Genomic DNA, 23450 nt, shown 5'->3' with positions numbered 1-23450 from the left:
CCTCTACGAAAGATCACGATACCTGTGGATGCCGACCCAGGCGGGAGCGGCTGACTTACGCGGTCTTGAGCCTATCTCGCCTGACGTCGATTGCAAGTTGACCGCAGTGCCGCGCTCGCGTTCCTCCTGATGTGGATCAACCCCGCAGCGGCTTTCTGAAGTACACGACACGCTCGGTTTCGATGAAGCCCAGGGCACGATGAAGAGCATGGCTGTCGGTATTGTCGAGCGCCGCATCGGAAGCGAAATCCAGGCAGCCGAGCGCGCCGCCCCAAGCCTGCACCACGCCCACCAGAGCCCGCGCCACGCCTTGCCGGCGGGCGTCTTCGCGGACGTAGATGCCCTCCAGAAACAACACCGGCGAGCCTTCCGTGCCGTTCACGTAATCGCTGCGCACAGAGGCCTCCGCCAGCCCCAGCGCCCTGCCCTTTTCGTCGCGGGCCAGCCAGGCGCCGTGGCGTTGCGGCTGCGCGAGGATGTCCCGCGCCTCCGCAACGAACGCGTCTGCATGATCGCCCGGCCAGAGTTGCAGACGCAGCTCGATCCAGTCGGGCAGATCCCGTTCTTCGCAGCGGTGCACGGAGAGGCCCATCAGGCTTTCTCCGGGTCGAATCGGAACTGCTGGTCGAGCTGGCTGTAGCCCATGCCAACGCCCTTGTGCACCTTGAGCTGCACCGGAATGCGCTCCTTCAGTGCCTCGACGTGGCTGATCACGCCAATCGTCTTGCCCGTGGCGTTGAGGCTGTCGAGGGCATCCAGCGCGACTTCCAGGGTCTCGCCATCGAGGGTGCCGAAACCTTCGTCGAGGAACAGCGAGTCGATGCTGGTCTTGTGGCTGACCAGGTCGGACAGCGCCAGCGCCAGCGCGAGGCTGACCAGGAAGCTCTCGCCCCCGGACAGCGTCTTGCAGTCGCGCGCCGTGTCGCCCTGCCAGGTATCCACCACCTCCAGCTCCAGCTCGCCATCGCTGCGCCGCGCCAGCTGGTAGCGTCCATGCAGGCGCTGCAACTGGCGGTTGGCAAGGTGCACCAGGTGATCGAGGGTCAGGCCCTGGGCGAAGCGCCGGTAACGCGCGCCGTCGGAGGCGCCGATCAGGCTGTTGAGGCGCTGCCAGAGATCGTGCTCTTGCTCCTGCTTGGCGATATCCGCGAACAGGCTCTGCTGGCTGGCGCGACGGTTGTCGTCGCCCTGCAACTGGGCGCGGATTTCGCCCTGGCGCTGACCCAGCTCGCGCAACTGCGCAGCGAGCGCCTGCAATTGCAGGTCGAGTTCCTCCAGCGGCAGTTCGCCGTGGGGTTCTGCCTGCAAGCGCTCGACATCCTGCGCAGCAGCGGCACGCAGGGTGACGGCTTCGGTAATTGCCGTTTCCAGGCGCTGGCGCAGTTGGCTGAGTTCGCTGCGCTGGGCATCGTCCAGCAGCGCGGCAAGATAGGTCGACTCGTCGACAAAGGGGCTCGCCGCCAGCGCCTGCTGCCAGCTCGCCAGGTGTTCGGCGAGACGTGCCTGCTCCTGCTCCTGCCGCTCGCTCAGCGACTGCTCACGGCCTCGCAAGGCATCGGCCTGGCGCTGGGCGGCCGCCAGTTGCTCCTCGGCCTGCACCAGTGCCTGTTGCGGCGCCACGTGAATCACCAGAGGCAGGCGCGCATCGAAGCCGGCGGCCTGCCAGCGCTGCTGCCATTGCGCGGCGAGCTGTTGCGCCGTGCGGGCAGCCTGTTCGGCATCCCGCTCAGCGGCTGCCAGCTCCTGGCTGCGCTGCTGATCCTGCTGCCATTGCTGCCATTCTGCCGAGCGCTCGGCCAGCCACTGCTCGCCGTCTTCCGGCACGCTGTAGCCCAGCTCGCCGAGTGCGGCGGCCAACGCCTGGTCCTGCTGTAACAGGTCCGCGCGCTGGGCCGCGAGCTGCTGCGCGCGCTCTTCCTGGCGCTGGCGTTCATGGGTTTGCTGCTGGTCGAACAGCGCCAGTTGCTGTACGGCCTCGGCGTGATCGCGCTCGGCGCGCTGGCGTTGCTGTTGTGCCTGCTGGAGCTGGTGCCGGTGCTCTTCCAGGGTTTTCAGCTGCTGCAACAATGCCGTCAGCGAAGCCTCGTGGCGCTCGCGTTCGGCGTGGAGCTGCTGGTCGTCGTCCAGCGCTACCCCTTGTTCCGCGCAGAGTTGCTGCCAAGCTTGCTGATGCTGCACCAACGCGGCCCGCGCTTCGTCCAGCTGGCGCTGCCCCTGCTGCAATTGCGCCTCCAGCCCGGCCAGCTCGCCACGCAGGGCAATGCCCTCGCTTTCCAGCTCGGCCAATTGCTGGCGCGCCTGCTCCAGCGCCGCCTGTGTCGAGGACACATCCAGCGCCTGGTAGGCCGCCACCGCCGGGTGCTCCTGTGAGCCGCACAATGGGCACGCCTCGCCGGGCTGCAACTGCGCACGCAGGTGCTCCAACTGGTGAATGCGCTGTTCCTGCTGCAGGAGCTTTTCCTTGTCGGCAACCTGCTGCTTGGTCGTCTGATAACGCTCGCGCAACGCGACGATAACCGTTTCGCGCTCGGCCTTGCGCTGGTGCAGCGCGTCCAGCTCCGGCTGGCAGCGCGCCAGTTGCGCGGCGGCCTCGGCGCGGGCCCGGGCCAGTTGCTCCAGGCGGTCCAGCCCGCGGCTGTGCAATTGCCCGTGCTGCTGCCGCTCACGCAGCTCACCTTCGGTAGCGCCACCCAGCAACGCCGAGAGCTGCTGCTGATGCTGGCTCTCCTGCGCGCCCGCCGACTCGACCTGCTGCCGCATGAAGGCGACGTTGCCTTGCAGGGTCTGCCGTTGTGTCGTCGCGCTCTGCAATGCCTGGTCGGCCGTCTGCGCCTGCCGCTGCACGTCGGCGATGGCCTGGGCCAGACGCGAACGCTGGGCGAACTGTGCCCGCCAGCCGCCGAGCAGCTCACCCAGCTTCGCTCGCTGCGGGTACTGCGCCAGGCGCGCCTGCAGCTCCTGGCGCTGCTCGCCAAGGGCCTTGCGCTCGCCCTCGCATGCATCCTGCGATTGCTGAGCATATTGGTTCGCCGCCCACAGCGCCTGGGCGATCTCTTCTCGCCGGAGCGTCTGCTGAGCGAGATTGTCCTCCAGCGCCGTGCGGCCCTGTTCGACATTCTCCCGGGTGCTTCGCCAGGCCTGGTGCAAGGGCTGCAGACGAGCAGCGGGCTCGCTGTCCGCCAGGCGCTGCAGATCGGGTCGTGCCTGCTCCAGCGCCTCGCGGGCAGCGGATTCCTTCGCGCCGGCCTGCTCGACCTGCTGCTGCGCACGGCTGAGGTCTTCGCACCAGCGACGCTGCGCCTGGAGGGCCGACTGCTGCGCCTGCAAAGCCGCTTCCTGCACCGCAGCATCGCGCCCCTGCTGCTCCAGCTCGCCGCGCTGTTCGGCGCTGAGCAGTTCAACGCCGTCGGCACGGGCGCGCAGTTGGTCCAGCGCGCCGCGAACTTCACGGGTGCGCTCGAAGACGCGCTGGGAAATCAGGCCGTAGATCTCCGTGCCGGTGAGCTCCTCCAGCAGTTCCGCGCGCTGGTTGGCGTTGGCCTCGAGGAAGGCGGCGAACCCGCCCTGGGCCAGTAGCATGGATTTGGTGAAACGCTCGAAATCAAGGCCGGTGAGGGTCTCGGTCTGCTTGAGCTTGTCGTTGATCTTGTCGGTGAGGATCTGCCCTTCGCCGGAGGCGCGGTCGATACGCACCAGCTCCACCTTCGGCGCCTGCAACGCGCCTTCGGCCTTGTCGCGGGCGCGACGCTGGCTCCAGAAGGCGCGATAGGGCTGCCCCTTCACTTCGAACTCGACTTCGGCGAGACAGTCGGCAGTATGCCGGGTCATCAGCTCATTGCCGCTCTGCGACAGCACGCTCATGCGTGGCGTACGGTGGTACAGCGCCAGGCAGATGGCATCGAGCAAGGTGGTCTTGCCCGCTCCGGTCGGCCCGGTGATGGCGAACAGGCCGTTGCCGGCGAAAGGTTCGGCAGTGAAATCGATCTTCCATTCGCCCTTCAGCGAATTGAGGTTCTTCAGGCGCAGGCTGAGGATTCTCACGAGCGTTCCTCCTGCAGGTCGGCGACGACCTGTCGGTATAGCCCGGTCAGTCGTTCGCGCAGCGCTGCGTCCAGTTCCTCGGCGTCCAGCCGCTGGCGAAACACATCCTCGGGGCTCAGCTCGTCGAGGGTTTCCTTCGCTTCGCTGAACAGCGCCGCCTGCGCGGTGCCGCGCTCGCGGCGGGTGCGCAGGACGATCACCGGCAGTTCTTCGCAAAGCTTCTCGACGCGCAGCTGGATGTCGGTCAGGTAGTCATCGGTGTGCACCATGACTTCCAGCCAGACGGGTTGCTCCGCACTGCCTTCGCGGGCGACGCGGGCCAGTTCGGCGGGCAGTTCGGCGAGGCTGCCGGACACCGATTTCAGCGGCTGGAAGCGCGGCACCGGCAGCGCGGTGACGCTGCGCAGGCCACTGTCATTCAGGTCCACCAGCAGTACTTCCTTGCCCTGTGTCGCCTCGTCGAAGCTCAGCGCAATGGGCGAGCCGCAGTAGCGGATGTGTTCCAGGCCGCCGACCTTCTGCGGCCGGTGGATGTGGCCCAGGGCGATGTAGTCCGCCGCCGGGAAGGCGCTGGTGGGAAAGGCTTCCAGGGTACCCACGTAGATTTCCCGCACCGACTCGCTGGCGCTCGCGCCCACGGTGGTGAGATGGCCGGTGGCGATGATCGGCAGGTGCCGGCCGAGGGCCTCGCGCTGCGCCTCGGCGCGCTCGAACAGCTCGCGGTAGTGCGCCTGGATCGCCTGCTGCAGCGCCAGTTGCTTGTCCTGCGCACTCTGTCCGGCCTGGCTGGTGAGCACGTCGCGTGGGCGAATGAAGGGGATAGCGCAGAGAATCGCGCCGGGCTGGCCGTCACGTTGCGGCAGCACCAGCAACTGGCGCTCGAGGTCGGTGCCGACCGCGGCGATCACCTGCGTATCGAGGCAGGCGAGCAGGTCGCGGGACTCCTCCAGCATCGCCACCGAGTCGTGGTTTCCACCCAATACCACCAGGCGAGCGCCGGTATCCCGCAGCTCGACGATGAAGCGGTTGTACTGTTCGCGGGCGTAACTGGGCGGCGCGCCGGTGTCGAATATGTCACCGGCGATGATCACCGCATCCACGGCCTGCTCGCGCACCTGTTCGATCAGCCAGGCGCAGAACGCCTGGTGCTCGGCCTCGCGGCTCTTGCCCATGAAATGCTGGCCCAGGTGCCAGTCGGAGGTGTGGAGAATGCGCATGCCGTGAAGTCCGCAGCCGTATTTCGAAGCTGGGGATGATAGCGGTTAAGGCTCCATCGGGGGCGGATTCGCCGGCCGCCGCCGCACAGGCTGGCTATCTTTTCAGGACAGCACGTCGTCACAAGGACTTCCCATGCAACGCCTTCTGAACATGCTCAAGGACCTCGCCATCCTGGTCCGCGCCAACCTCTGGCTGGTGCCGGTGCTGGCTGCACTGGTCGCCGCCGTCTTCTACTTCGTCGCCCCGCCGCCGCCGATGAGCGCGACCCTGGCCACCGGTGCGCCGGGCGGCGGTTACGCGGTGTTCGGCCAGCGACTGAAGGAGGAGCTGGCCAAGCAGGGCTTCGATCTGCAACTGGTACGCACCGCCGGCTCGCGGGAAAACCTGGGCAAGCTGCTGGACGGCAAGAGCGGTGTGGACCTGGCACTGGTGCAGAGCGGCCAGGAGCAGCAGCTTGAACCCAAGCAGCGCGAGCACCTGCAAACCCTCGGCGCGATGTTCCAGGAGCCGCTGTGGCTGTTCCAGCGCCGCGAGGCGAAGATCGATCGCCTGGCCGACCTGCTCGCCCTGCGCGTCGCCATCGGCGGCGAAGGCAGCGGCACCGAAGCGGTGACCCAGGCCATCCTCAAGGCCAACGAGATTCCCACCGCGCCCCTGCCGGCAGGCTGGCAGGCGCGCGGCGGCAACGCGGTGGCCAACGAACTGCTGGCCGGCCAGCTGGACGCGGCCTTCTTCGTCGGCCCGGCGGAGAACCCGCTGGTGCAGCGCCTGGCGGCCAGCCCCGAGCTCACGCTCACCGGCTTTCGCCGTGCCCACGCGTACGAGGCGCGGATTCCCTTTCTCAAGCGCGTCGATGTCAGCGAGGGCCTGCTGAACCTCGCGCAGAACGTGCCCGACCAGGACCTCGCTACGCTTTCGCCGGTTGCCACCCTGGTGGTCAATGGCGACTTCCACCCGGCGCTCACCCCGCTGATCCTGGAGGCCGCGCGAGCCGTGATGAAGAGCGGCACCCTGCTCGACCCGGCCGGCGCCTTCCCCAGCGCCGAGCCGCGCACCCTGGCCCTGCAGGAAGATGCCGAGCGCTACTACAAGAGTGGCCCGCCGCTGCTGCAGCGCTTCCTGCCGTTCCGCATCGCCTCGCTGGCGGACCGCTACATCATCCTGCTGATTCCCTTCATCGCAATCCTTATCCCGCTGCTCAAGTCCATCGGCCCGCTGTACCGCTGGCGCATCCGCGCGCGCATCTACCGTTGGTACCGCTACCTGCGCGAAATCGACCGGCGCCTGGACGAACGTACCGGCAGCGCCGAGCTGAGCACCGAAATCGAACGCCTGGAACAACTGGAAGCCGAGCTGGCCAAGGTCGAGGTGCCGCTGTCCTACTACAACGAGCTGTACGAGCTGCACCTGCACCTGAACTACGTGATCCGCCGCCTGCGCCAGCTGCGCCGCAATCGGCGCGAGCGCGACGAGGGGCTGGCACCGGCGGCGGACTGACCGGCGTCGCGCATCCCGGCGCCTTGTCGGGTAAACTCTGGCGTTTTCCAATCCGCCCGCCCCGCCGCCGCTTCGATGCGCGCGGCGCCGCCGGCACTGAACATCCGGGTCCGCCATGCCGATTCGCCACGCCATCGTCCACCTGATCGACAAGAAGCCCGACGGCAACCCCGCGACGCTGCATGCGCGCGATGCCGAGCTGGGCGACTCCCAGGCCATCGAGAACCTGATGGCCGACCTCAACGAGAGCTACAACGCCAAGCCGAACAAGGCCTGGGGCCTGTTCCAGGGCGAGTCCGGCGCCTACCCGTTCAGTGGTTGGCTGGGCGAGTACCTGGACAACGGCAAGGACTTCGTCGCCTTCTCCAAGCAGGCGGTGGAACACCTGAAGACGCTGATGGAAGAGTCCAACCTCTCCACCGGCGGCCACGTGCTGTTCTGCCATTACCAGCAGGGCATGACCGATTACCTGTCCATCGCCCTGCTGCACCACAGCGAAGGCGTGGCGGTCACCGAGGCGCTGGAAGTCACCCCGTCGCGCCATCTGGACCTGGGCCAGTTGCACATGGCTGCGCGGATCAATATCTCCGAATGGCGCAACAACAAGACGTCCAAGCAGTACATCTCGTTCATCAAGGGCAAGGGCGGCAAGAAGGTCTCGGACTACTTCCGCGACTTCATCGGCTGCACCGAGGGCGTCGACGGGCCGAGCGAGACCCGCACCCTGCTCAAGGCCTTCAGCGACTTCGTGGAAAGCGAAGACCTGCCCGAAGAGCAGGCCCGCGAGAAGACCGACGTGCTGGTGGACTACGCCACCAGCCAGGCGAAGATCGGCGAGCCGATGGCCCTCGACGCGCTCTCCGAGCTGATGGACGACCAGGCACCGCGCGCCTTCTACGACTACATCCGCAACAAGGATTACGGCCTGTCGCCGGAAATTCCGGCGGACAAGCGCACCCTCAACCAGTTCCGCCGCTTCACCGGTCGCGCCGAAGGGCTGTCGATCAGCTTCGAAGCGCATCTGCTGGGCAGCAAGGTGGAGTACGACGAGGAGCGCGACATGCTGATCATCCGCGGTCTGCCGACGCAGTTGCAGGACCAGCTCAAGCGCCGCAAGGACTGACGATTTTTCCCCCATGAGAAAGCCCATCTCGCGATGGGCTTTTTTGTCCGTGACGATTGGGCGCAGGGCGGTTCGCGAGCAAGCTCGCTCCTCTAAAAAAGCCCACCGGGCATTCCGGCGAACTGCAGGAGCGAGGGGGGCGCCCAGTTCTTGCTCATGAGCCTGCAGGACAGAGGACTCAAACGAGCGCGGCACGGACTTCCGACAAAACGCCCCGCAGCCCGCGCGGTGCGGCTGCTAGAGTCAAATCAGGCGCCTCTCGCTCGCGGTGGCCGCCATGCCCGCCTTGCACGCCTTCACTGTCGTAGCGTCCCCGCTCTCCGGGCATCCCCGGATGCACTGCTCGTACCTCGCGTTGCTGTTGCTGCTCTGCGCCAACCTCCTTTTCACTGCCCCGACGCCGCAGCCGCTCACACCCAACGTCGCGCGCTTCGTGCTGGCCAACGCCGAATTCAGCGTGATGCACGAGATGGGGCACATGCTGATCGCCGAGTACGACCTTCCGGTCCTCGGACGCGAGGAGGACGCGGCGGACCAGCTCGGCTTCATCCTGCTGTTCCGCCTCTACGCGAAGCTGCCGCGCGACGAGGTGGACGCGCGCCTGCTGGACATCGCCGATTACTGGCGCCTGGAATGGCAGACACCCAAGCCGCCGCCGGACCAGGTGCTGGCCTGGGACAGCCATCCGCTGGACGAACAGCGCTACTACAACATCGCCTGCCTGCTCTACGGCAGCGACATGGCGCGCCTGGACTGGCTGCCGCCCCTGACCGGGCTGCCCTACGAACGTGCCGTCTACTGCGACCAGGAGTTCCTGCAGGCCAGCAAGGCGTTCGAGTGGATTCGCCACGCGCGGCGGCATCCGTCGATCCAGCACCGCGCGGCGCTGCGTCTGAACTACGACACGCCGGCGGTGGACCGCGATAGCACGCTGCCGCTGATCGCCCTGCTACGTGACGGCGATCATCTGCAACGCATGGTGGACGAGGTGTTCCGGCTGTTCCGCCCGCCGCGTCCGCTGACGATCCAGCTGGTCAGCTGCGGCGCGCCGGATGCCTGGTACAACAGCAACAGCGGGGAAATGGCGCTCTGCTACGAGCGCCTGCAGCACTTCCGCGAAATGGCCGAGAACCTGCCACGCCTGCGCACCCCGGTGACGCGGCAGTGCCCCGGCCCGGCCGGGCTCAGGCCGGGCGGATGCTGAAGCCGACGCGAGGGAAGTGCACATGCACCGTACCGGCGCGCGGGTCCTCGCGGCGCAGGATCAGGCTTTCCAGCCCGGCGTGCACCAACTCGCCTTCCACCGGATCGCAGCCGTAGTCGGTGGCGGCGATCACCACGCGCTGGCCGGGTGTGAAGCCGTTGGGATCGACGAAGTCCTCCTGGGGCAGTGCAACTGGCTGGCTGTCGCGCGCCACGGCGATGGCTTCTTCGCTGCTCATTTCACTCGGCGCACCATGGCCAAAGCCCAGCACACGAGCGAGCCAGGCACTGACCGCCGGATAGGCGTCCACCAGCGGTGAGGTGACCGGCGTGGCCTTGACGAACCACAGGCAATGGGCGAGGGACAGGTCGGCTACCGAAGGTTCGCCGAACAGGAAATCGCCGTCTTCGCGGGCCAGTTGCTGCTCGACTCGCGCCATGAAGGTCGGCCACTGGTGCTTGGCTTGCTCGGCCGACAGTTTGCTGGCCGTGCCGCCACTGAACAGCTGACTGCGATCGGCGACGAAGGCCTTGAGGAACTCCGGCGGCAGCTTGCCGAAGCGCATGGCAATGGATTCGGGTTGGAACACCAGGCTGACCGCATGCTGGAACACCACCGAGTCGACCCACAGCGAGAAGCTTGCAACGGTGAATTCGTGGCCTTCCGGGAACAGGGCGGGCACGGCCTTTTCCTGGTCCAGGCGGCGGGCGATCAGCGCAGTGTCGCAGTAGATATCGGCGCCGACCTGCAACACGGGCGTCTTGCGGTAGCCGCCGGTGAGCGGCATCAGGTCCGGCTTGGGCATCAGCGGCGGGATGGTTACCGAGCGCCAGGGCAGCTGCTTGAAGCCCAGCATCAGGCGCGCCTTTTCGGCGAACGGCGAAGTCGGGTAGTGGTGCAGGATCAGCTCGGACATGGTGGGCTCCAGCGGCCGGAAAGTGGTCCGGCAGCTTAACCCGTGCTTCGCGCGAGTCCTACCTCATCCCTCGGATGGGACGACATCCACGGCGTTGATGACGAACGGATTGGCCAGTACCAGGCGCTCCTTGGCTTTCTTGGTCAGCGCCTTGATCGCGCGCTCACGGCGCAGGGCGTCCCCCTTGCCGGGGCAGGCCTCGACGTAGACCAGCGCCTGGGCCGGGCTGGAGTGGAAAAAGCGCGCGCCCTTGCCGGTGCGATGGGTCTCGAATCGGCGCTGGGCGTCGTCGCTGATGCCACAGTAAAGCGCGCCATTCTCGGCGCGCACCAGGTAGACGAACCAGGGTTTGGGTTCGGCCGCGGTCACGACGCCCAGACCCGCGCCTGCATGCGGTCGCAGTAGCCGACCAGGCGTTCATAGCTGCGCGCCATGTCGTTGAGCGGCGTTTCCAGGGTGCTGAGGATCAGGTTGGCCAGCACCCCGTAGGTGGCCGCATCGGCGCTGCAAGGCTGGGCGCCGCCGAAGTACGGCAGGTCGCCGAGCATGCCGTCGAGGGCTTCGAGGTCGTCGCGGGCGAAGCCCAGCAGCTCGTCGCGGCTATGGCGCAGCAGGCCGCGCCCCTTCAGGTCGCCGCGGATCTTGCGCTGCAGCATTGTGCCCACTACCGGCCGCAGCGGCGCGGGAATGCCGCGCAGCATCACATCCTTCACCTGACGGAAGCCCTGTTCGTCGAGCCAGCGGAAGTACACCAGCAGCGGCACCAGGTGCTCGTCGCACAGACGGGTGATCGATACCGCCCAACCGCGGCCACGGGCGTCGAGCCCCGCGTCCAGGTCGAATTCGTAGTACTGCTGCAGCGTACGCATGATGATCGCCGTATCGGCGATGGCCTTGCCGTCCAGCGTTATGAACGGCAGCTTGCCCTTGGGCCCCTTGCGCGGGTCCATCACGGGCTTGACCTGATACTCCAGCCCGGCAAGGCGCAGGAAGGTCTCCAGCTTCAGACAGAAGGGGCTGACGTTGGGTACGTTGAAGGCGGGCGGGAACTGGAAAAGAGTGATCATGGCGGTGTCCGGTTCTCAGTCGCCTGTCATTTAAGCCTATCCCGCCGCCAGGGGCGAGCCCGAAAGCCCTCTATCCGGCCTTCGCTGCTCGTTGTGCGCGGTAGGCCGAGAGGCCTTTGGCGGCTTGCGCGCGGATCGCCGCCTGCACCGGCGGCGCCCAGCCCAGCAAGACTCCCTTGGCGCCGAGGGCCTGGCGCGACCACTTCCACAGATCGAAGCTGTCCACATGCTGACAGATCAATCCGTCGCGAAAGTGGAAATGTGCCCGGATGTGATTAGTCACTTTCCGACCGGTCTGGGTGAAGGTGTAGGACGCCACCCAGCGAGCCGAACCCCGCTGCCCATCCGCCTCGACGCCCTCATAGGTCAGCGATAAGTCCTGGGCGCGAGCGGTGAGCATGCGCCACATGTCCCCGGCCTCGGCGCCGTGCAAGTCGGTGAAGACCGGGTCGCTGAATTGCACATCGGCGCTGTAGCAGGCGGCCATGGCCTCGCCGTCGCGGCGCTGGAAGGCCTGGTAGAAACGTTCGATCAGCTGGACATTGGGATGGGCCATGGTGTGCTCGTGTCGGTGGGCAATGGGCGCAGTATCCCCAAGGGCTCGACTGGACACGATTGGCGTTATGGACAACATTATGATCAATAGCGCCAAGTTTCTTACACGAGCACAGTGAGACGCCATGTTCAGGATAGCCCTGTTCGTCTGCCCGCAAACCCTGTGTTCCAGCCTTGGCCTGGCCATGGACAGCTTCCACCTCGCCAACCGCCTGGCGGGCGAACGCCACTTCGAGGTACTGCGGGTCAGTGCCGAGGGTGAGCCGGTGGACCTGTCCTTCGGCCGCGTGGCGGTGGAGGGCGGGCTCGATCTCGCCGCCGGCTGCGACCTGCTGCTGATTCCCGCCACCGGCGCGGATATCGACGCCACCTTCGCCGCCAATCAGCCACTGCTTGCCTGGCTGCGTCACGCCCCTGCCAGCGTGCAACTTGGCAGCCTGTGCAGCAGCGCTTTCCTGCTGGCCGAATCCGGCGCGCTGGATGGTCGTCGCGCTACCACGCATTGGGCGCTGGAGGCGGCTTTCCGGGAGCGTTATCCACAGGTGCGGCTGGACATCGACGCCCTGTGTACCGAGGACAACGGTCGGTTCTGTTCCGGCGGCGCCCAGGCCGGGCTGGACCTGTGTCTGTACCTGATCGAGTGCCATGCCGGCGCCGCCCTGGCGCGGCGCGCGGCGGCGACCCTGGTGTTCGAGCACGGGCGAGGCCGCCAACGACGCTTCACGCCGCTACTGCCCGATCCCTTGCCGGCCGGCTCACCGCTGGAGCCGCTGCTGGCCTGGCTGGAGGACAACTACGCACAACCCTTCGACCTCTCCGGCCTGGCGCAGCGCGTGCACTGCTCCACGCGCACGCTGTTGCGGCGCTTTCGCGAGCAGGTAGGGATGTCGCCGAACGACTATGTGCAGCGCCTGCGTATCGCTTCGGCACAGGAAGCGCTGGGCGATCCGGGGCGCTCGCTGGAACGCATCGCCAGTGATGTCGGCTACGCCGACCGAGCGAGCTTCGCGCGTCTGTTCAAGCAGGTGTGCGGGGAAACGCCGGGAGCTTTCCGGCAGAGGCTGCTGGGGAGGCAGGCATAAGCGGCGTTTGCCGTGGAAGTCAATTGTGATTCCGCGATCAGTGGAACCACTCCACCGCCGTACGCCAGACGCAGACACCAACGAAGTAAGCCGAAGCCGCGAACCAAAGGCCCAGCAACCAGGGTTGGTCGACCGGCTGCTGGAGGATCAGCAATGCGCTGCTGAGCATCCAGACGAAGGTCACGGCGATGTTCAACGGCATGAACTGGCGCACGCGGAAGGGGTGCAGGAACTTCATGCGGGTCAGGGTCAGCGCAGCCAGCACCAGCACGGTGACGAAGCTTACCCAGGGGTGCAGGTCGAGCACGAAGAAGTACACCGCCACCACGTTCCACGCGGCCGGGAAGCCGACGAAGTAGTTGTCCTTGCTCTTCATGTTGACGTTGCAGAAGCAGAACAGCGAGGACACCAGGATCACCCCCACCGCCAGCAGCTCGGTATGCACCGGCAGCGGCACGTAGCGGTAGATGAAGATCGCGGGGATGAAGACGTAGGTGAGGTAGTCGATCACCAGGTCCAGGGTCGAGCCATCGAAGTGTGGCAGCACCGCCTTGACGTCGAACTTGCGCGCCAGGGTGCCGTCCAGGCCATCCACCAGCAGCGCCACGCCCAGCCACAGCAGGCAGGCTTGCGGCCTGTTGTCGACCAGCGCCAGAAGCGCGAGCAGCGCTAGGATGACACCGCTGGAGGTCACCGCGTGGGCGCTCCAGGCCTTGGCTTTGCTGAGGTTCATTGGCGATAGGATCAGGTTCACGTCGGCTCTCTTCCTTTGGACGGCGGATGCAGGGGAGCTACCTCAAACGGTAGCCCATCCCTGACAAACCACTGCACATGGGAACACCGATGGGGAGCCGAGTTCAGCCGGCTTTTCGCGATGCCGCCGGTTTGCGCGGTGGAGTGGGCAGCATACGCCGTTGCGGCGTGCGCTTGCCATCGTGGGAGACGAGCGTGACGGGGTCGGTCCGGTAACACAGAGAAAGACGTCAAATCTTTGTAGGAGCGAGATTGCTCGCGAACCGCCCAGCACTGTCGCGGCCGGGAAACTCGTTCGCGAGCAAGCTCGCTCCTACAGAAAACGCTGTATCAGTGCAGGATCTGACTGAGGAACAGCTTGGTCCGATCCGACTGCGGGTTGTCGAAGAACTGATCCGGCGGCGCCTGCTCGACGATCTCGCCCTTGTCCATGAAGATCACCCGGTTCGCCACGGTGCGGGCAAAGCCCATCTCGTGGGTCACGCAGAGCATGGTCATGCCGCTCTGCGCCAGGCCGATCATGGTATCGAGCACTTCCTTGACCATTTCCGGGTCAAGCGCCGAGGTCGGTTCGTCGAACAGCATGATCTTCGGCTTCATGCACAGCGCGCGGGCGATCGCCACTCGCTGCTGCTGGCCGCCGGAGAGCTGGCCGGGGAACTTGTTCGCCTGCTCCGGGATGCGCACGCGCTCCAGGTAATGCATGGCGACTTCCTCGGCCTGGCGCTTGGGCATCTTGCGCACCCACATGGGTGCCAGGATGCAGTTCTGCAGCACGGTCAGATGCGGGAACAGGTTGAAGTGCTGGAACACCATGCCGACTTCGCTGCGGATCGCCTCGATCTGCTTGAGGTCGTTGGTCAGCTCGGTGCCGTCGACCACGATGCTGCCCTGCTGGTGTTCCTCCAGGCGGTTGATGCAGCGGATGGTGGTGGACTTGCCCGAACCGGACGGCCCGCAGAGCACGATGCGCTCGCCCTGCTTGACCTCCAGGTTGATGTCCTTGAGCACGTGGAACTGGCCGTACCACTTGTTCACGCCCTTCATGGTGATCATCACGTGATCGCCGATGGCCGGCTGTGCGGTCTTGTTGGTGGCTTCAGACATGATGAACTCCTAACGCTTGTGGCCGGTGTCCAGCTTGTGCTCCAGGTGCATGGAGTAGCGGGACATGCCGAAACAGAAAATCCAGTAGACGACTGCCGCGAAGACATAGCCTTCGGTGGCCATGCCCAGCCAGGCCGGGTCCGCGGTGGCGCGCTTGATGCTATTGAGGAAGTCGAACAGGCCGATGATGATCACCAGGCTGGTGTCCTTGAACAGCGCGATGAAGGTGTTGACGATGCCGGGGATCACCAGCTTCAGCGCCTGCGGCAGGATCACCAGGCCCATGGTCCGCCAGTAGCCCAGGCCCATGGCGGCCGCGGCTTCGTACTGCCCCTTGGGGATGGCCTGCATGCCGCCGCGCACCACCTCGGCGATGTAGGCAGCCTCGAACAGCACCACCATCACCATGGCGCGCAGCAACTTGTCGAGGTTCATGCCTTCGGGCAGGAACAGCGGCAGCATCACCGAGGACATGAACAGCACGGTGATCAGCGGCACACCACGCCAGAACTCGATGGTGGTGACGCAGATGACCTTGATCGCCGGCATCTTCGAACGCCGCCCCAGCGCCAGCAGGATGCCCAGCGGCATCGCCCCGCAGATACCGACCGCGGCGATCACCACGGTGAGCATCAGCCCGCCCCAGGCGCTGGTCGGCACGGTTTCCAGCCCCAGGAAGCCGCCGTGCAGTAGCCAGTAGGCCACGATCGGCAGCGCCACCAGGAAACACAGGCCGTACTTCACCTTGTACGCGAAGCGCTTGAGGAACAGCGGCGCCGCGCCGAACACCACGAACAGCACGGTGAGGTCCACGCGCCAGCGCAGTTCCTCGGGGTAGAAGCCGTACATGAACTGGCCGAAGCGCGAACCGATGAACACCCAGCAGGCGCCCTCGCGGGAGCAGTCGGCGCGGGTGCTGCCGGTCCAGTCGGCCTTGATGATCGCCCACTCCAGCAGCGGCGGCAGGATCAGGTAGACCAAGTAAATGCCGACCAGCGTCAGCAGGGTGTTGAACCAGCTGGAGAACAGGTTGGCGCGCAGCCAGGCGAGCACGCCCACGCTCATCGCTGGTGGCGGCAGGTCGGGCTTGAAGGTATGAGTTGTCATGGTCTGCTCCCTCTACCGCTCGACCAGCGCGATGCGCTTGTTGTACCAGTTCATCAGCAGCGAAATGCTGATGCTGATGGCCAGGTATACGCTCATGGTGATGGCCATGGTTTCGATGGCCTGGCCGGTCTGGTTGAGCACCGTGCCGGCGAACAGCGAAACCATGTCCGGATAGCCGATGGCGGCGGCCAGCGAGGAGTTCTTCGCCAGGTTCAGGTACTGGCTGGTCAGCGGCGGGATGATCACCCGCAGCGCCTGCGGGATGATCACCAGGCGCAGGGTCTGCCCCGGACGCAGGCCCAGGGAGCCGGCAGCTTCGGTCTGCCCATGGCTGACCGCCTGGATGCCGGCGCGCACCGTCTCGCCGATGAAGGCGGCGGTGTAGACCGACAGCGCGAGGACAATGGACACCAGCTCCGGGATCACCACCCAGCCGCCGCGGAAGTTGAAGCCCTGCAGCACTGGCACGTCCCAGTGGAACGGCGCTCCGGCGACCAGCGACACCAGGCCCGGCAGCACCACCAGCAGCGCCAGGCCGCTGAGGAACACCGGGAAGGCCTTGCCGGTGGCATGGCGACGGGCCTTGGCCCACTTCCAGATCACCACCCAGCCAACCAGCGCCAGGATCACCGCGACGATGAACGGGCCGAGGCCGTCGGCAGCGATCGGCGCGGGCATCTGCAGGCCGCGGTTGTTGACGAAGAACAGGTCGCCGAAGCTGATGCTCTGCCGCGGGCCAGGCAGCGGGCCGAGCACGGCGAAGTACCAGAAGAAGATCTGCAGCAACGGCGGGATATTGCGGAACGTCTCGATGTACAGGGTCGCCAGCTTGCGGATCAGCCAGTTCGGCGACAGCCGCGCCACACCGAGGATGAAGCCCAGGACGGTGGCAAAGAAGATGCCCACCACCGTGACCAGCAGGGTGTTCAGCAGGCCGACCATGAACACCCGTCCGTAGGTGTCACTTTCGCTGTAGTCGATCAGGTGCTGGGAGATGCCGAAGCCGGCGCTGTGGTCGAGGAAGCCGAAACCGGACTGAATGCCGCGATGGGCCAGGTTGGTCTGGGTGTTGTCGAAGAGAAACCAGCCGACCGCCACGACGAAGATGACGGCGATGATCTGAAATGCGCAGCCGCGCACGACGGGATCGTTGATCGATACCCCCCGCGGGCGCTGGGCCTTGACGGAATTCTGCATGTAAGCCCTCTCGGAAGGCCGCCGGGCGACCACGGGGCTACGCCCGTGGCCGCCCGGAAGGCTTCACGTCGTTCGAAACAGTCCGGCGCCCACACTCCGGGCGCCGGAACGGGTCAGGTCAGCGCACCGGCGGTGCGTACTGCAGACCACCCTTGTTCCACTGGGCGTTGAGGCCACGCTTGATCTTCAGCTCGCTGCCGTCGCCGACGTTGCGGTCGAAGATCTCGCCGTAGTTACCCACTTGCTTGACGATCTGCACCGCCCAGTCCTTGGGCAGCTTGAGGTCCTTGCCATAGTCACCCTCGCCGCCGAGCAGGCGCGCGACGTCCGGGTTCTTGGTGCTCTTGGCCTGCTCCTCGACGTTCTTCGAGTTGATGCCCAGCTCCTCGGCGTTGAGCATCGCGAAGAGCGTCCAGCGGGCGATGTCGAACCACTCCTCGTCACCCTGGCGCACGGCCGGGCCGAGGGGCTCCTTGGAGATCACTTCGGGCAGCACCACATAGTCATCCGGCGCGGCCAGCTTGATGCGCTGGGCATAGAGCTGCGACTGGTCGGAGGTCAGCACGTCGCAACGGCCGGACTCCAGCGACTTGGCGCTCTCGTCGGAAGTGTCGTAGGTGATGGGGGTGTACTTGAGGTTGTTGGAGCGGAAGTAGTCGGACAGGTTCAGCTCGGTGGTGGTACCTGCCTGAATGCACACGGTGGCGCCGTCGAGCTCCTTGGCGCTGGACACGCCCAGCTTCTTGTTCACCAGGAAGCCCTGGCCGTCGTAGTAGGTCACACCGACGAAGTTCAGGCCCATGGCGCTGTCGCGCGAGCTGGTCCAGGTGGTGTTGCGCGAGAGGATGTCGATCTCGCCGGACTGCAGCGCAGTGAAGCGCTCCTTGGCGGTCAGCGGGCTGTACTTGACCTTGGTCGCATCGCCGAACACGGCAGCCGCCACGGCGCGGCAGACGTCGACGTCGATACCCTTGTACTGGCCCTTGGCGTCGGCGTACGAGAAGCCCGGAAGACCGTCACTGATACCGCACTGCACGTAGCCTTTCTTCTTCACAGCATCCAGGGTGGCGCCGGCGTGGGCGAGCCCGCTGACACCGAATACGGCGGCGGTGGTCAGCACTGCCAGGGTGGATTTCACCATCTTCATCGATCTTCTCCGTTGCTTTTTTAGTGTTTTGGAGTCCCGGTTCCACCGCCGTACCCTCGTGAGGCACCAGCAAGACATCTAACGGGATGGAGACCTGAAAGTGAGTCTAGACGGCTCCTAAAAACCTATCGGAAGCCGCGAACACACCTTCGAGCGCGCAGGTGGTGCGCACTGGAACGGGTTATCAAGGGATCATTGCGTGTGAAGGCGAAGGCCCGTCGCACCGGCCGTTGACCGCGGCCGGTGCGACGGGCCCTGAAGCAGCCCAAGGCATTCGCGGCGCCACTTCCGGTACAGCTTTCCGGATGGGGTCGGTAGAGTGTTACCGGAAGTGGGGCCGCACAGCCTGGAAGCAGTGATAGCAAGTGGCGTACCAGCCCAGGAACCTTCCTTCGATTTCGTGCAGTCAAGTCCCACAAGTTATGGCCATGCGACATCTTCTTGCATCGCCTCTCCACCCTATTCCGAACGCGGCGCCCCATCCTAGAGCGCCTGCCCCATCCTGGAGCCTCCATGACCCAGCCACTGATCCTCGAACCCGCCCAAAGCGCCGACTCCTGCGTCATTTGGTTGCACGGCCTGGGCGCCGATCGTTACGACTTCGAACCGGTAGCACGGATGCTGCAGCGCAGCTTCACCTCGACGCGCGTCATCCTGCCCCAGGCGCCGACCCGCCCGGTCACTGTGTTCAACGGCATGCCCGCGCCGAGCTGGTACGACATCCTCGCCATGGCCCCGGCGCGCGCCATCGACGAAGCGCAGCTGGAGGCCTCGGCCGACAGCGTGATCGCGCTGATCCAGGGGCAGATCGAGCAGGGCATCGCGGCCAAGCGCATCATCCTCGCCGGCTTTTCCCAGGGTGGGGCCGTGGTGCTGCACACCGGCTACCTGCGCTGGAACGGCGAACTGGGCGGGGTCATGGCGCTCTCCACCTATGGCCCGACATTCAGCGAAGGCATAAGCCTGCCGGCTACAAAAAGACAACTGTCGGCGCTCTGCCTGCATGGCACTTTCGATGACGTGGTGCTGCCGGCCATGGGCCGCGCCGCCTACGACTTCCTGCAGGCCAACGAGGTGCCCGCCCAGTGGCGCACCTACCCGATGAGCCACGAAGTGAGCAACGAGGAACTCGGCGATATCGGCGCCTGGCTGCGGGAGCGCCTGTGATCCCCTGACCCTGCGGAGAACAAGAAGAAGCATGAACGCCCCGATCAGCAGCCTGCGTGATGTCCAAGCCCTGGAACAGGTCCCGCTGCAGGACCGCGACCTGCCGCCGAACACCTACGAACTGCTGCGCCGCTCGGCGCAGCAGTTCGGCCCATCCACCGCCCTGAGCTTCCTGCTGCAGGGTTCGGCGGCCGAGGAGCCGATCCAGGTCAGCTACGCCGAACTGTTCTCCCGCGTCACCCAGGCGGCCAACGCCTTCCATCGCCTGGGCGTGCGGCCGGGCACCTCGGTGTCGTTCCTGCTGCCCAACCTGCCGCAGACCCATTACGTGATCTGGGGCGGCGAAGCGGCGGGTATCGTCAACGCGATCAACCCGCTGCTCGATCCGGGGCACATCGCCGAGCTCGTGCGTGCCGCCGATTCCCGTGTACTGGTCACCCTGGCCCCCTTCCCCGGCACCGAGCTCTGGGACAAGGTGGCAGCGCTGCGCGACCACCTGCCCGAACTCAGCGCCATCGTCACCGTCGACCTCGCCAACCTGCTGCCGGAGCCGCAGCGCTCGGCGATCAAGGCCCAGCGCGGTAAGCTGCCCGACCGCGTGCTGGACTTCGACGAGCTGCTCGCTCAGTGCCCCGACGACCACCTGGAAAGCGGCCGGGTGATCGGCCCCGACGAGGTCGCCTCCTACTTCCACACCGGTGGCACCACTGGTACCCCCAAGCTCGCGCCGCACAGCCACTTCAACGAAGTGGCGATGGCCGAGATCATGGGCCTGAACTCCGATTACGACGGCAGCGACGTACTGCTCTGCGGCCTGCCGCTGTTCCACGTCAATGGCGTGATGGTCAGCGGTCTCGCGCCCTTCATGCGCGGCGGCCACGTCCTGCTGGCCGGCCCGCAGGGCTATCGCAACCCGACGCTGATTCAGGACTTCTGGAAGCTGGTGGAACGCTACAAGGTCACCAGCTTCAGCGGCGTACCGACCATCTACGCGGCCCTGCTGCAAGTGCCCAGTGAAGGGCACGACCTCTCCAGCCTGCGCTTCGCCCTCTGTGGCGCGGCGCCCATGCCGGTGGAGCTGATCCGTCAGTTCGAGGCGAAGACGGGCCTGGCGATCATCGAAGGCTACGGCATGACCGAGGGCACCTGCGGCACCAGCTGCAACCCGCGCGGCGGCGAGCGACGCCCCGGTTCCATCGGCCTGCGCCTGCCCTACTGCGAACTGAAGTCGGTGATCCTCGATGGCGACGGCCACTATCTGCGCGATGCCGAAGTGGACGAGATCGGCAACATCTGCCTGCGTGGGCCGACCGTCTTCAAGGGCTACCTGCAGGCCAGCAAGAACAAGGACATCTGGGTCGACGGCGACTGGTTCAACACCGGCGACCTGGGCCGCATCGACGCCGACGGCTACATCTGGCTCACCGGCCGCAGCAAGGACCTGATCATCCGCGGCGGGCACAACATCGACCCGCAGATGATCGAGGAAGCCCTGCACCGCCATCCCGCCGTGGCCATGGCCGCCGCCGTCGGCAAACCCTGCCTGAAGGCAGGCGAGCTGCCGGTGGTGTACATCCAGCTCAAGCCCGGTGCGCAGGTGAGCGAGGCGGAACTGCTGGAACACGCCGCCCAGCACGTGCCCGAGCGCGCAGCGGTGCCCAAGGACGTCTGGCTGCTGGACGTCATTCCCGTCACTGCGGTCGGCAAGACCTTCAAGCCCGCCCTGCGCCTGGACGCCATTCGTCGCGTGTTCGAGGACGAAACCCGCCACCTCGCACCGGCACCACGCATCGAGGTGGTCGCCGATGACCGCCTGGGTCATAAGGCTCGCTTGTTCGTCGGCGCCCTCGACCTAGACTCGCGCGCGGCACTGGCCGAGCGACTGGGAGGATACGCAGTGCATGTGGAGTGGCTGGAAAGCTGATGAAACACCCGGCCGACCGCCGGTCGGCCGGGGCTGCCTGCGAATTGCCAGTAGTCGAATCTGACTAATACTGATGGCTCAATGTGCGAAGAGGACTACAGGGAGAGTCAGTCGTGCACATCATCAGTCGCCATCCGACTTCCGCTGCGTCATGAAAGCCGCGCAGTGGAAAGAGGACATTCGCCAACTCCAGCACCTGCGCCTGTTCCAGAACGTGGCGGCGGCCAATCTGGAGCAGTTGCTCAAGGATTTCCGCGCCTGTGAACTGGAGCGCGGGGAAATTCTGCTGTCGCCTTTCAATCGCAACCACTTCCTTTATATGGTCCTCACCGGGCACCTGACGGTGTATCTGGGTTCGCTCGACAACCAGCCGGTCAGCACCCTGCATCCGGGCGACTGCGCCGGCGAAATCAGCTTCATCGACAGCGACCATCCCTCCGCCTACGTCGTCGCCAGCGAACCGACCACCGTGCTGCGCCTGCACCGCGAGGCGCTGATCGGCCTGTTCGAGCACTCCCCGCAGGTGATGCAGAACCTGCTCTCGGTACTCTGCGAACGGGTCCGCGAGGGCAACCGGATCATTCTCGACACCGAGCAGAACGCCAACATCGACACCCTCACCGGGCTGTTCAACCGCCGCTGGCTGGAGCACATCTACGACCGCGAGAGCACGCGCTGCGCGTTCAACGAACAGCCCATGTGCATGCTCATGCTCGATGTCGACCACTTCAAGAACTACAACGACGAGCACGGCCACCTGGCCGGCGACTATGCCCTCTGCCTGGTCGCCCACACCCTGCGCAGCCAGTTGCGACCCAAGGACAGCATGGCCCGCTATGGCGGCGAGGAGTTCGTCATCCTGCTGCCGGAAATCGCCATCGACGAAGCCCGGCGCATTGGCAACCGCCTGCGCCAAAGCCTCGAACAGGTCACTTCCTTCTATTCGCCGGTGGGCGTGCTGCCCGGCGTCACCGTGTCCCTGGGCCTGGCCGAGATGGACATCCAGGAAAACCTGCCGAGCCTGATCCTGCGCGCCGACGGCGCCCTCTACCAGGCCAAGCAGAAGGGCCGCAACTGCCTCTGCGGCTGATCTCCCACCGCACTGGCCCGTCTGTTAGATTCACCCAGCGAAAACACCAATAACAACAAAGCTGGGAAGCTGACATGCGCAAACTGCTGATCGTCCTGCTCATCCTGCTGGCCGTTGGCCTGGGGATCTTCTTCAACCTGCCGGGCTATATGGACCGGAAGATGAACACCGTGGCCAGCCCGCCGCCCTACCCCGCCTCGTCCGAGGCCCAGGCACTGCACCAGACGCTGTTCGTCGCCGACCTGCACGACGATGCCCTGCTCTGGGACCGCAACCTGCTCGACCGCCACGACCACGGCCACACCGACGTACCGCGCCTGCTCGAAGGCCATGTCGGCCTGCAGGTGTTCTCCACCGTCACCAAGACCCCGCGCGGCCTGAACTACGAGAGCAACAGCGCCGACAGCGACAACATCACCCCGCTGGTCATCGCCCAGCGCTGGCCGGCGCGCACCTGGAACAGCCTGCTCGAACGCGCCCTGTATCAGGGCGAACTCCTCGACAAGGCCGCCGCCGACAGCCAGGGCAAGCTCACCCTGATCCGCAGCCGCGACGACCTGACCCGCTACCTCGCTGCCTGGCAGAAGGACCCGAAGCGCCTCGCCGGCGTGCTCGCCACCGAAGGACTGCACCCGCTGGAAGGCAAGCTGGAGAACATCGACCGCATGTACGATGCGGGTTTCCGCATCATGGGCCTGACTCACTTCTTCGATAACGAGGTCGGCGGCTCCGCCCATGGCCTGAAGAAAGGCGGGCTGACCGAGTTCGGCCGCCAGGTCGTCCCGCGCCTGGAAGAAAAGAAAATGCTGATCGACCTGGCCCACGCCTCGCGTCCGCTGATCGACGACGTGCTGGCCATCGCCAAGCGCCCGGTGATCGTCTCCCACACCGGTGTCGCGGGCACCTGCCCCGGCCCGCGCAACCTGACCGACGCGCACCTGCGCGGCATCGCCAACACCGGCGGGGTGATCGGCATCGGCTACTGGGACGGCGCGGTCTGCGAGACATCCGTGGACGCCATCGTCAATGCGATGCGCTACGCGGCCGATAAAGTGGGCGTCGAGCACATCGCGCTGGGCTCCGATTTCGACGGTGCGGTGAACGCGCCCTTCGACACCACCGGCCTGGCACAGCTGACCCAGGGCCTGGCGAAGGCCGGTTTCAGCAACCAGGACATCGCCGCGATCATGGGCGGCAACGTGCGCCGGCTGCTGCTGGAGAGCCTTCCGTAGGCCAAGTCAATAGGCAGGATGCC

20 protein-coding genes are annotated in these 23450 nt (G+C 65.9%); 8 read left to right on the top strand and 12 right to left on the bottom strand.

What is annotated here, in order from left to right; genetic code table 11:
• Positions 1-136: 136 nt before the first annotated feature.
• From aac(6') to sbcD, 3 genes are read right to left on the bottom strand one after another with little or no spacing between them, the layout of a single operon-like run.
• Positions 137-592 (bottom strand): aminoglycoside 6'-N-acetyltransferase, encoded by a 456-nt coding sequence (gene aac(6') / locus GJV37_RS01375; protein WP_084359459.1) that lies wholly within the window; start codon positions 590-592, stop codon positions 137-139.
• Positions 592-4041, bottom strand: coding sequence for an AAA family ATPase (locus GJV37_RS01370; protein WP_193452102.1), 3450 nt, complete (start codon positions 4039-4041; stop codon positions 592-594). The genes aac(6') and GJV37_RS01370 overlap by 1 nt, the downstream gene beginning before the upstream one ends.
• A complete protein-coding gene (gene sbcD, locus GJV37_RS01365; RefSeq protein WP_193452101.1) occupies positions 4038-5258 on the bottom strand; it encodes an exonuclease subunit SbcD in 1221 nt (406 codons plus the stop codon). The genes GJV37_RS01370 and sbcD overlap by 4 nt, the downstream gene beginning before the upstream one ends.
• 133 nt (positions 5259-5391) lie before the next feature.
• On the opposite strand from sbcD, the gene GJV37_RS01360 reads away from it, so the two are divergent.
• From GJV37_RS01360 to GJV37_RS01350, 3 genes are all read left to right on the top strand, one after another.
• Positions 5392-6756 (top strand): TAXI family TRAP transporter solute-binding subunit, encoded by a 1365-nt coding sequence (locus GJV37_RS01360; protein WP_170860117.1) that lies wholly within the window; start codon positions 5392-5394, stop codon positions 6754-6756.
• 115 nt (positions 6757-6871) lie between these two features.
• Positions 6872-7879, top strand: coding sequence for a nucleoid-associated protein YejK (gene yejK / locus GJV37_RS01355; protein WP_084359451.1), 1008 nt, complete (start codon positions 6872-6874; stop codon positions 7877-7879).
• 277 nt (positions 7880-8156) lie between these two features.
• Positions 8157-9083 (top strand): DUF4344 domain-containing metallopeptidase, encoded by a 927-nt coding sequence (locus GJV37_RS01350; RefSeq protein ID WP_246228240.1) that lies wholly within the window; start codon positions 8157-8159, stop codon positions 9081-9083.
• Here the strand turns inward: GJV37_RS01350 and GJV37_RS01345 are convergent.
• From GJV37_RS01345 to GJV37_RS01330, 4 genes are all read right to left on the bottom strand, one after another.
• Positions 9064-9999 (bottom strand): glutathione S-transferase family protein, encoded by a 936-nt coding sequence (locus GJV37_RS01345; RefSeq protein WP_084359449.1) that lies wholly within the window; start codon positions 9997-9999, stop codon positions 9064-9066. The two genes, GJV37_RS01350 and GJV37_RS01345, sit on opposite strands and share 20 nt — an antisense overlap.
• 63 nt (positions 10000-10062) lie before the next feature.
• Positions 10063-10368 carry a GIY-YIG nuclease family protein gene (locus GJV37_RS01340; RefSeq protein WP_024762863.1) on the bottom strand — a complete coding sequence of 102 codons (306 nt, stop codon included), beginning with the start codon at positions 10366-10368 and terminating at the stop codon, positions 10063-10065.
• On the bottom strand, positions 10365-11066 hold the full coding sequence (locus GJV37_RS01335; RefSeq protein WP_024762862.1) for a glutathione S-transferase C-terminal domain-containing protein: 702 nt from the start codon (positions 11064-11066) through the stop codon (positions 10365-10367). The genes GJV37_RS01340 and GJV37_RS01335 overlap by 4 nt, the downstream gene beginning before the upstream one ends.
• A 70-nt stretch (positions 11067-11136) precedes the next feature.
• A complete protein-coding gene (locus GJV37_RS01330; protein ID WP_193452100.1) occupies positions 11137-11622 on the bottom strand; it encodes a nuclear transport factor 2 family protein in 486 nt (161 codons plus the stop codon).
• Between the two features lie 124 nt (positions 11623-11746).
• On the opposite strand from GJV37_RS01330, the gene GJV37_RS01325 reads away from it, so the two are divergent.
• Entirely contained in the window at positions 11747-12703 is a 957-nt protein-coding gene (locus GJV37_RS01325) for a GlxA family transcriptional regulator (protein WP_038803580.1), read from the top strand.
• 37 nt (positions 12704-12740) lie between these two features.
• On the opposite strand, the gene pcsA is transcribed toward GJV37_RS01325, so the two are convergent.
• The 5 genes from pcsA to GJV37_RS01300 all read right to left on the bottom strand — a co-directional run bounded on the left by pcsA (position 12741) and on the right by GJV37_RS01300 (position 18014).
• Positions 12741-13436, bottom strand: a complete 696-nt coding sequence (gene pcsA, locus GJV37_RS01320; RefSeq protein ID WP_089285729.1) for a phosphatidylcholine synthase — start codon at positions 13434-13436, stop codon at positions 12741-12743.
• A 350-nt stretch (positions 13437-13786) separates the two neighbouring features.
• Positions 13787-14563 carry an amino acid ABC transporter ATP-binding protein gene (locus GJV37_RS01315; protein WP_024767156.1) on the bottom strand — a complete coding sequence of 259 codons (777 nt, stop codon included), beginning with the start codon at positions 14561-14563 and terminating at the stop codon, positions 13787-13789.
• A gap of 9 nt (positions 14564-14572) precedes the next feature.
• Positions 14573-15670, bottom strand: a complete 1098-nt coding sequence (locus tag GJV37_RS01310; RefSeq protein WP_024767155.1) for an amino acid ABC transporter permease — start codon at positions 15668-15670, stop codon at positions 14573-14575.
• Between the two features lie 12 nt (positions 15671-15682).
• The gene (locus GJV37_RS01305) at positions 15683-16867 is read right to left on the bottom strand and encodes an amino acid ABC transporter permease (protein WP_170860119.1); all 1185 of its coding nucleotides are present in this window, start codon (positions 16865-16867) and stop codon (positions 15683-15685) included.
• A 118-nt stretch (positions 16868-16985) separates the two neighbouring features.
• Positions 16986-18014: an amino acid ABC transporter substrate-binding protein gene (locus tag GJV37_RS01300; RefSeq protein WP_024767153.1), complete on the bottom strand. Its 1029-nt coding sequence runs from the start codon at positions 18012-18014 to the stop codon at positions 16986-16988.
• 513 nt (positions 18015-18527) lie between these two features.
• Here GJV37_RS01300 and GJV37_RS01295 point away from each other — a divergent pair.
• From GJV37_RS01295 to GJV37_RS01280, 4 genes are all read left to right on the top strand, one after another.
• Positions 18528-19181 carry an alpha/beta hydrolase gene (locus tag GJV37_RS01295; protein WP_065084189.1) on the top strand — a complete coding sequence of 218 codons (654 nt, stop codon included), beginning with the start codon at positions 18528-18530 and terminating at the stop codon, positions 19179-19181.
• A 31-nt stretch (positions 19182-19212) separates the two neighbouring features.
• Positions 19213-21105 (top strand): acyl-CoA synthetase, encoded by a 1893-nt coding sequence (locus GJV37_RS01290; protein ID WP_170860120.1) that lies wholly within the window; start codon positions 19213-19215, stop codon positions 21103-21105.
• A gap of 151 nt (positions 21106-21256) precedes the next feature.
• A complete protein-coding gene (locus tag GJV37_RS01285; protein ID WP_024767150.1) occupies positions 21257-22195 on the top strand; it encodes a GGDEF domain-containing protein in 939 nt (312 codons plus the stop codon).
• 74 nt (positions 22196-22269) lie between these two features.
• Entirely contained in the window at positions 22270-23427 is a 1158-nt protein-coding gene (locus GJV37_RS01280; RefSeq protein ID WP_170860121.1) for a dipeptidase, read from the top strand.
• Positions 23428-23450 lie beyond the last annotated feature (23 nt).

Origin of the sequence: Pseudomonas nitroreducens, assembly GCF_010994165.1 — a bacterium.
Taxonomy (GTDB): domain Bacteria; phylum Pseudomonadota; class Gammaproteobacteria; order Pseudomonadales; family Pseudomonadaceae; genus Pseudomonas; species Pseudomonas nitroreducens.
Note: the sequence above shows the minus strand (reverse complement) of the source record. Positions and strands in the feature narration are given on the sequence as shown.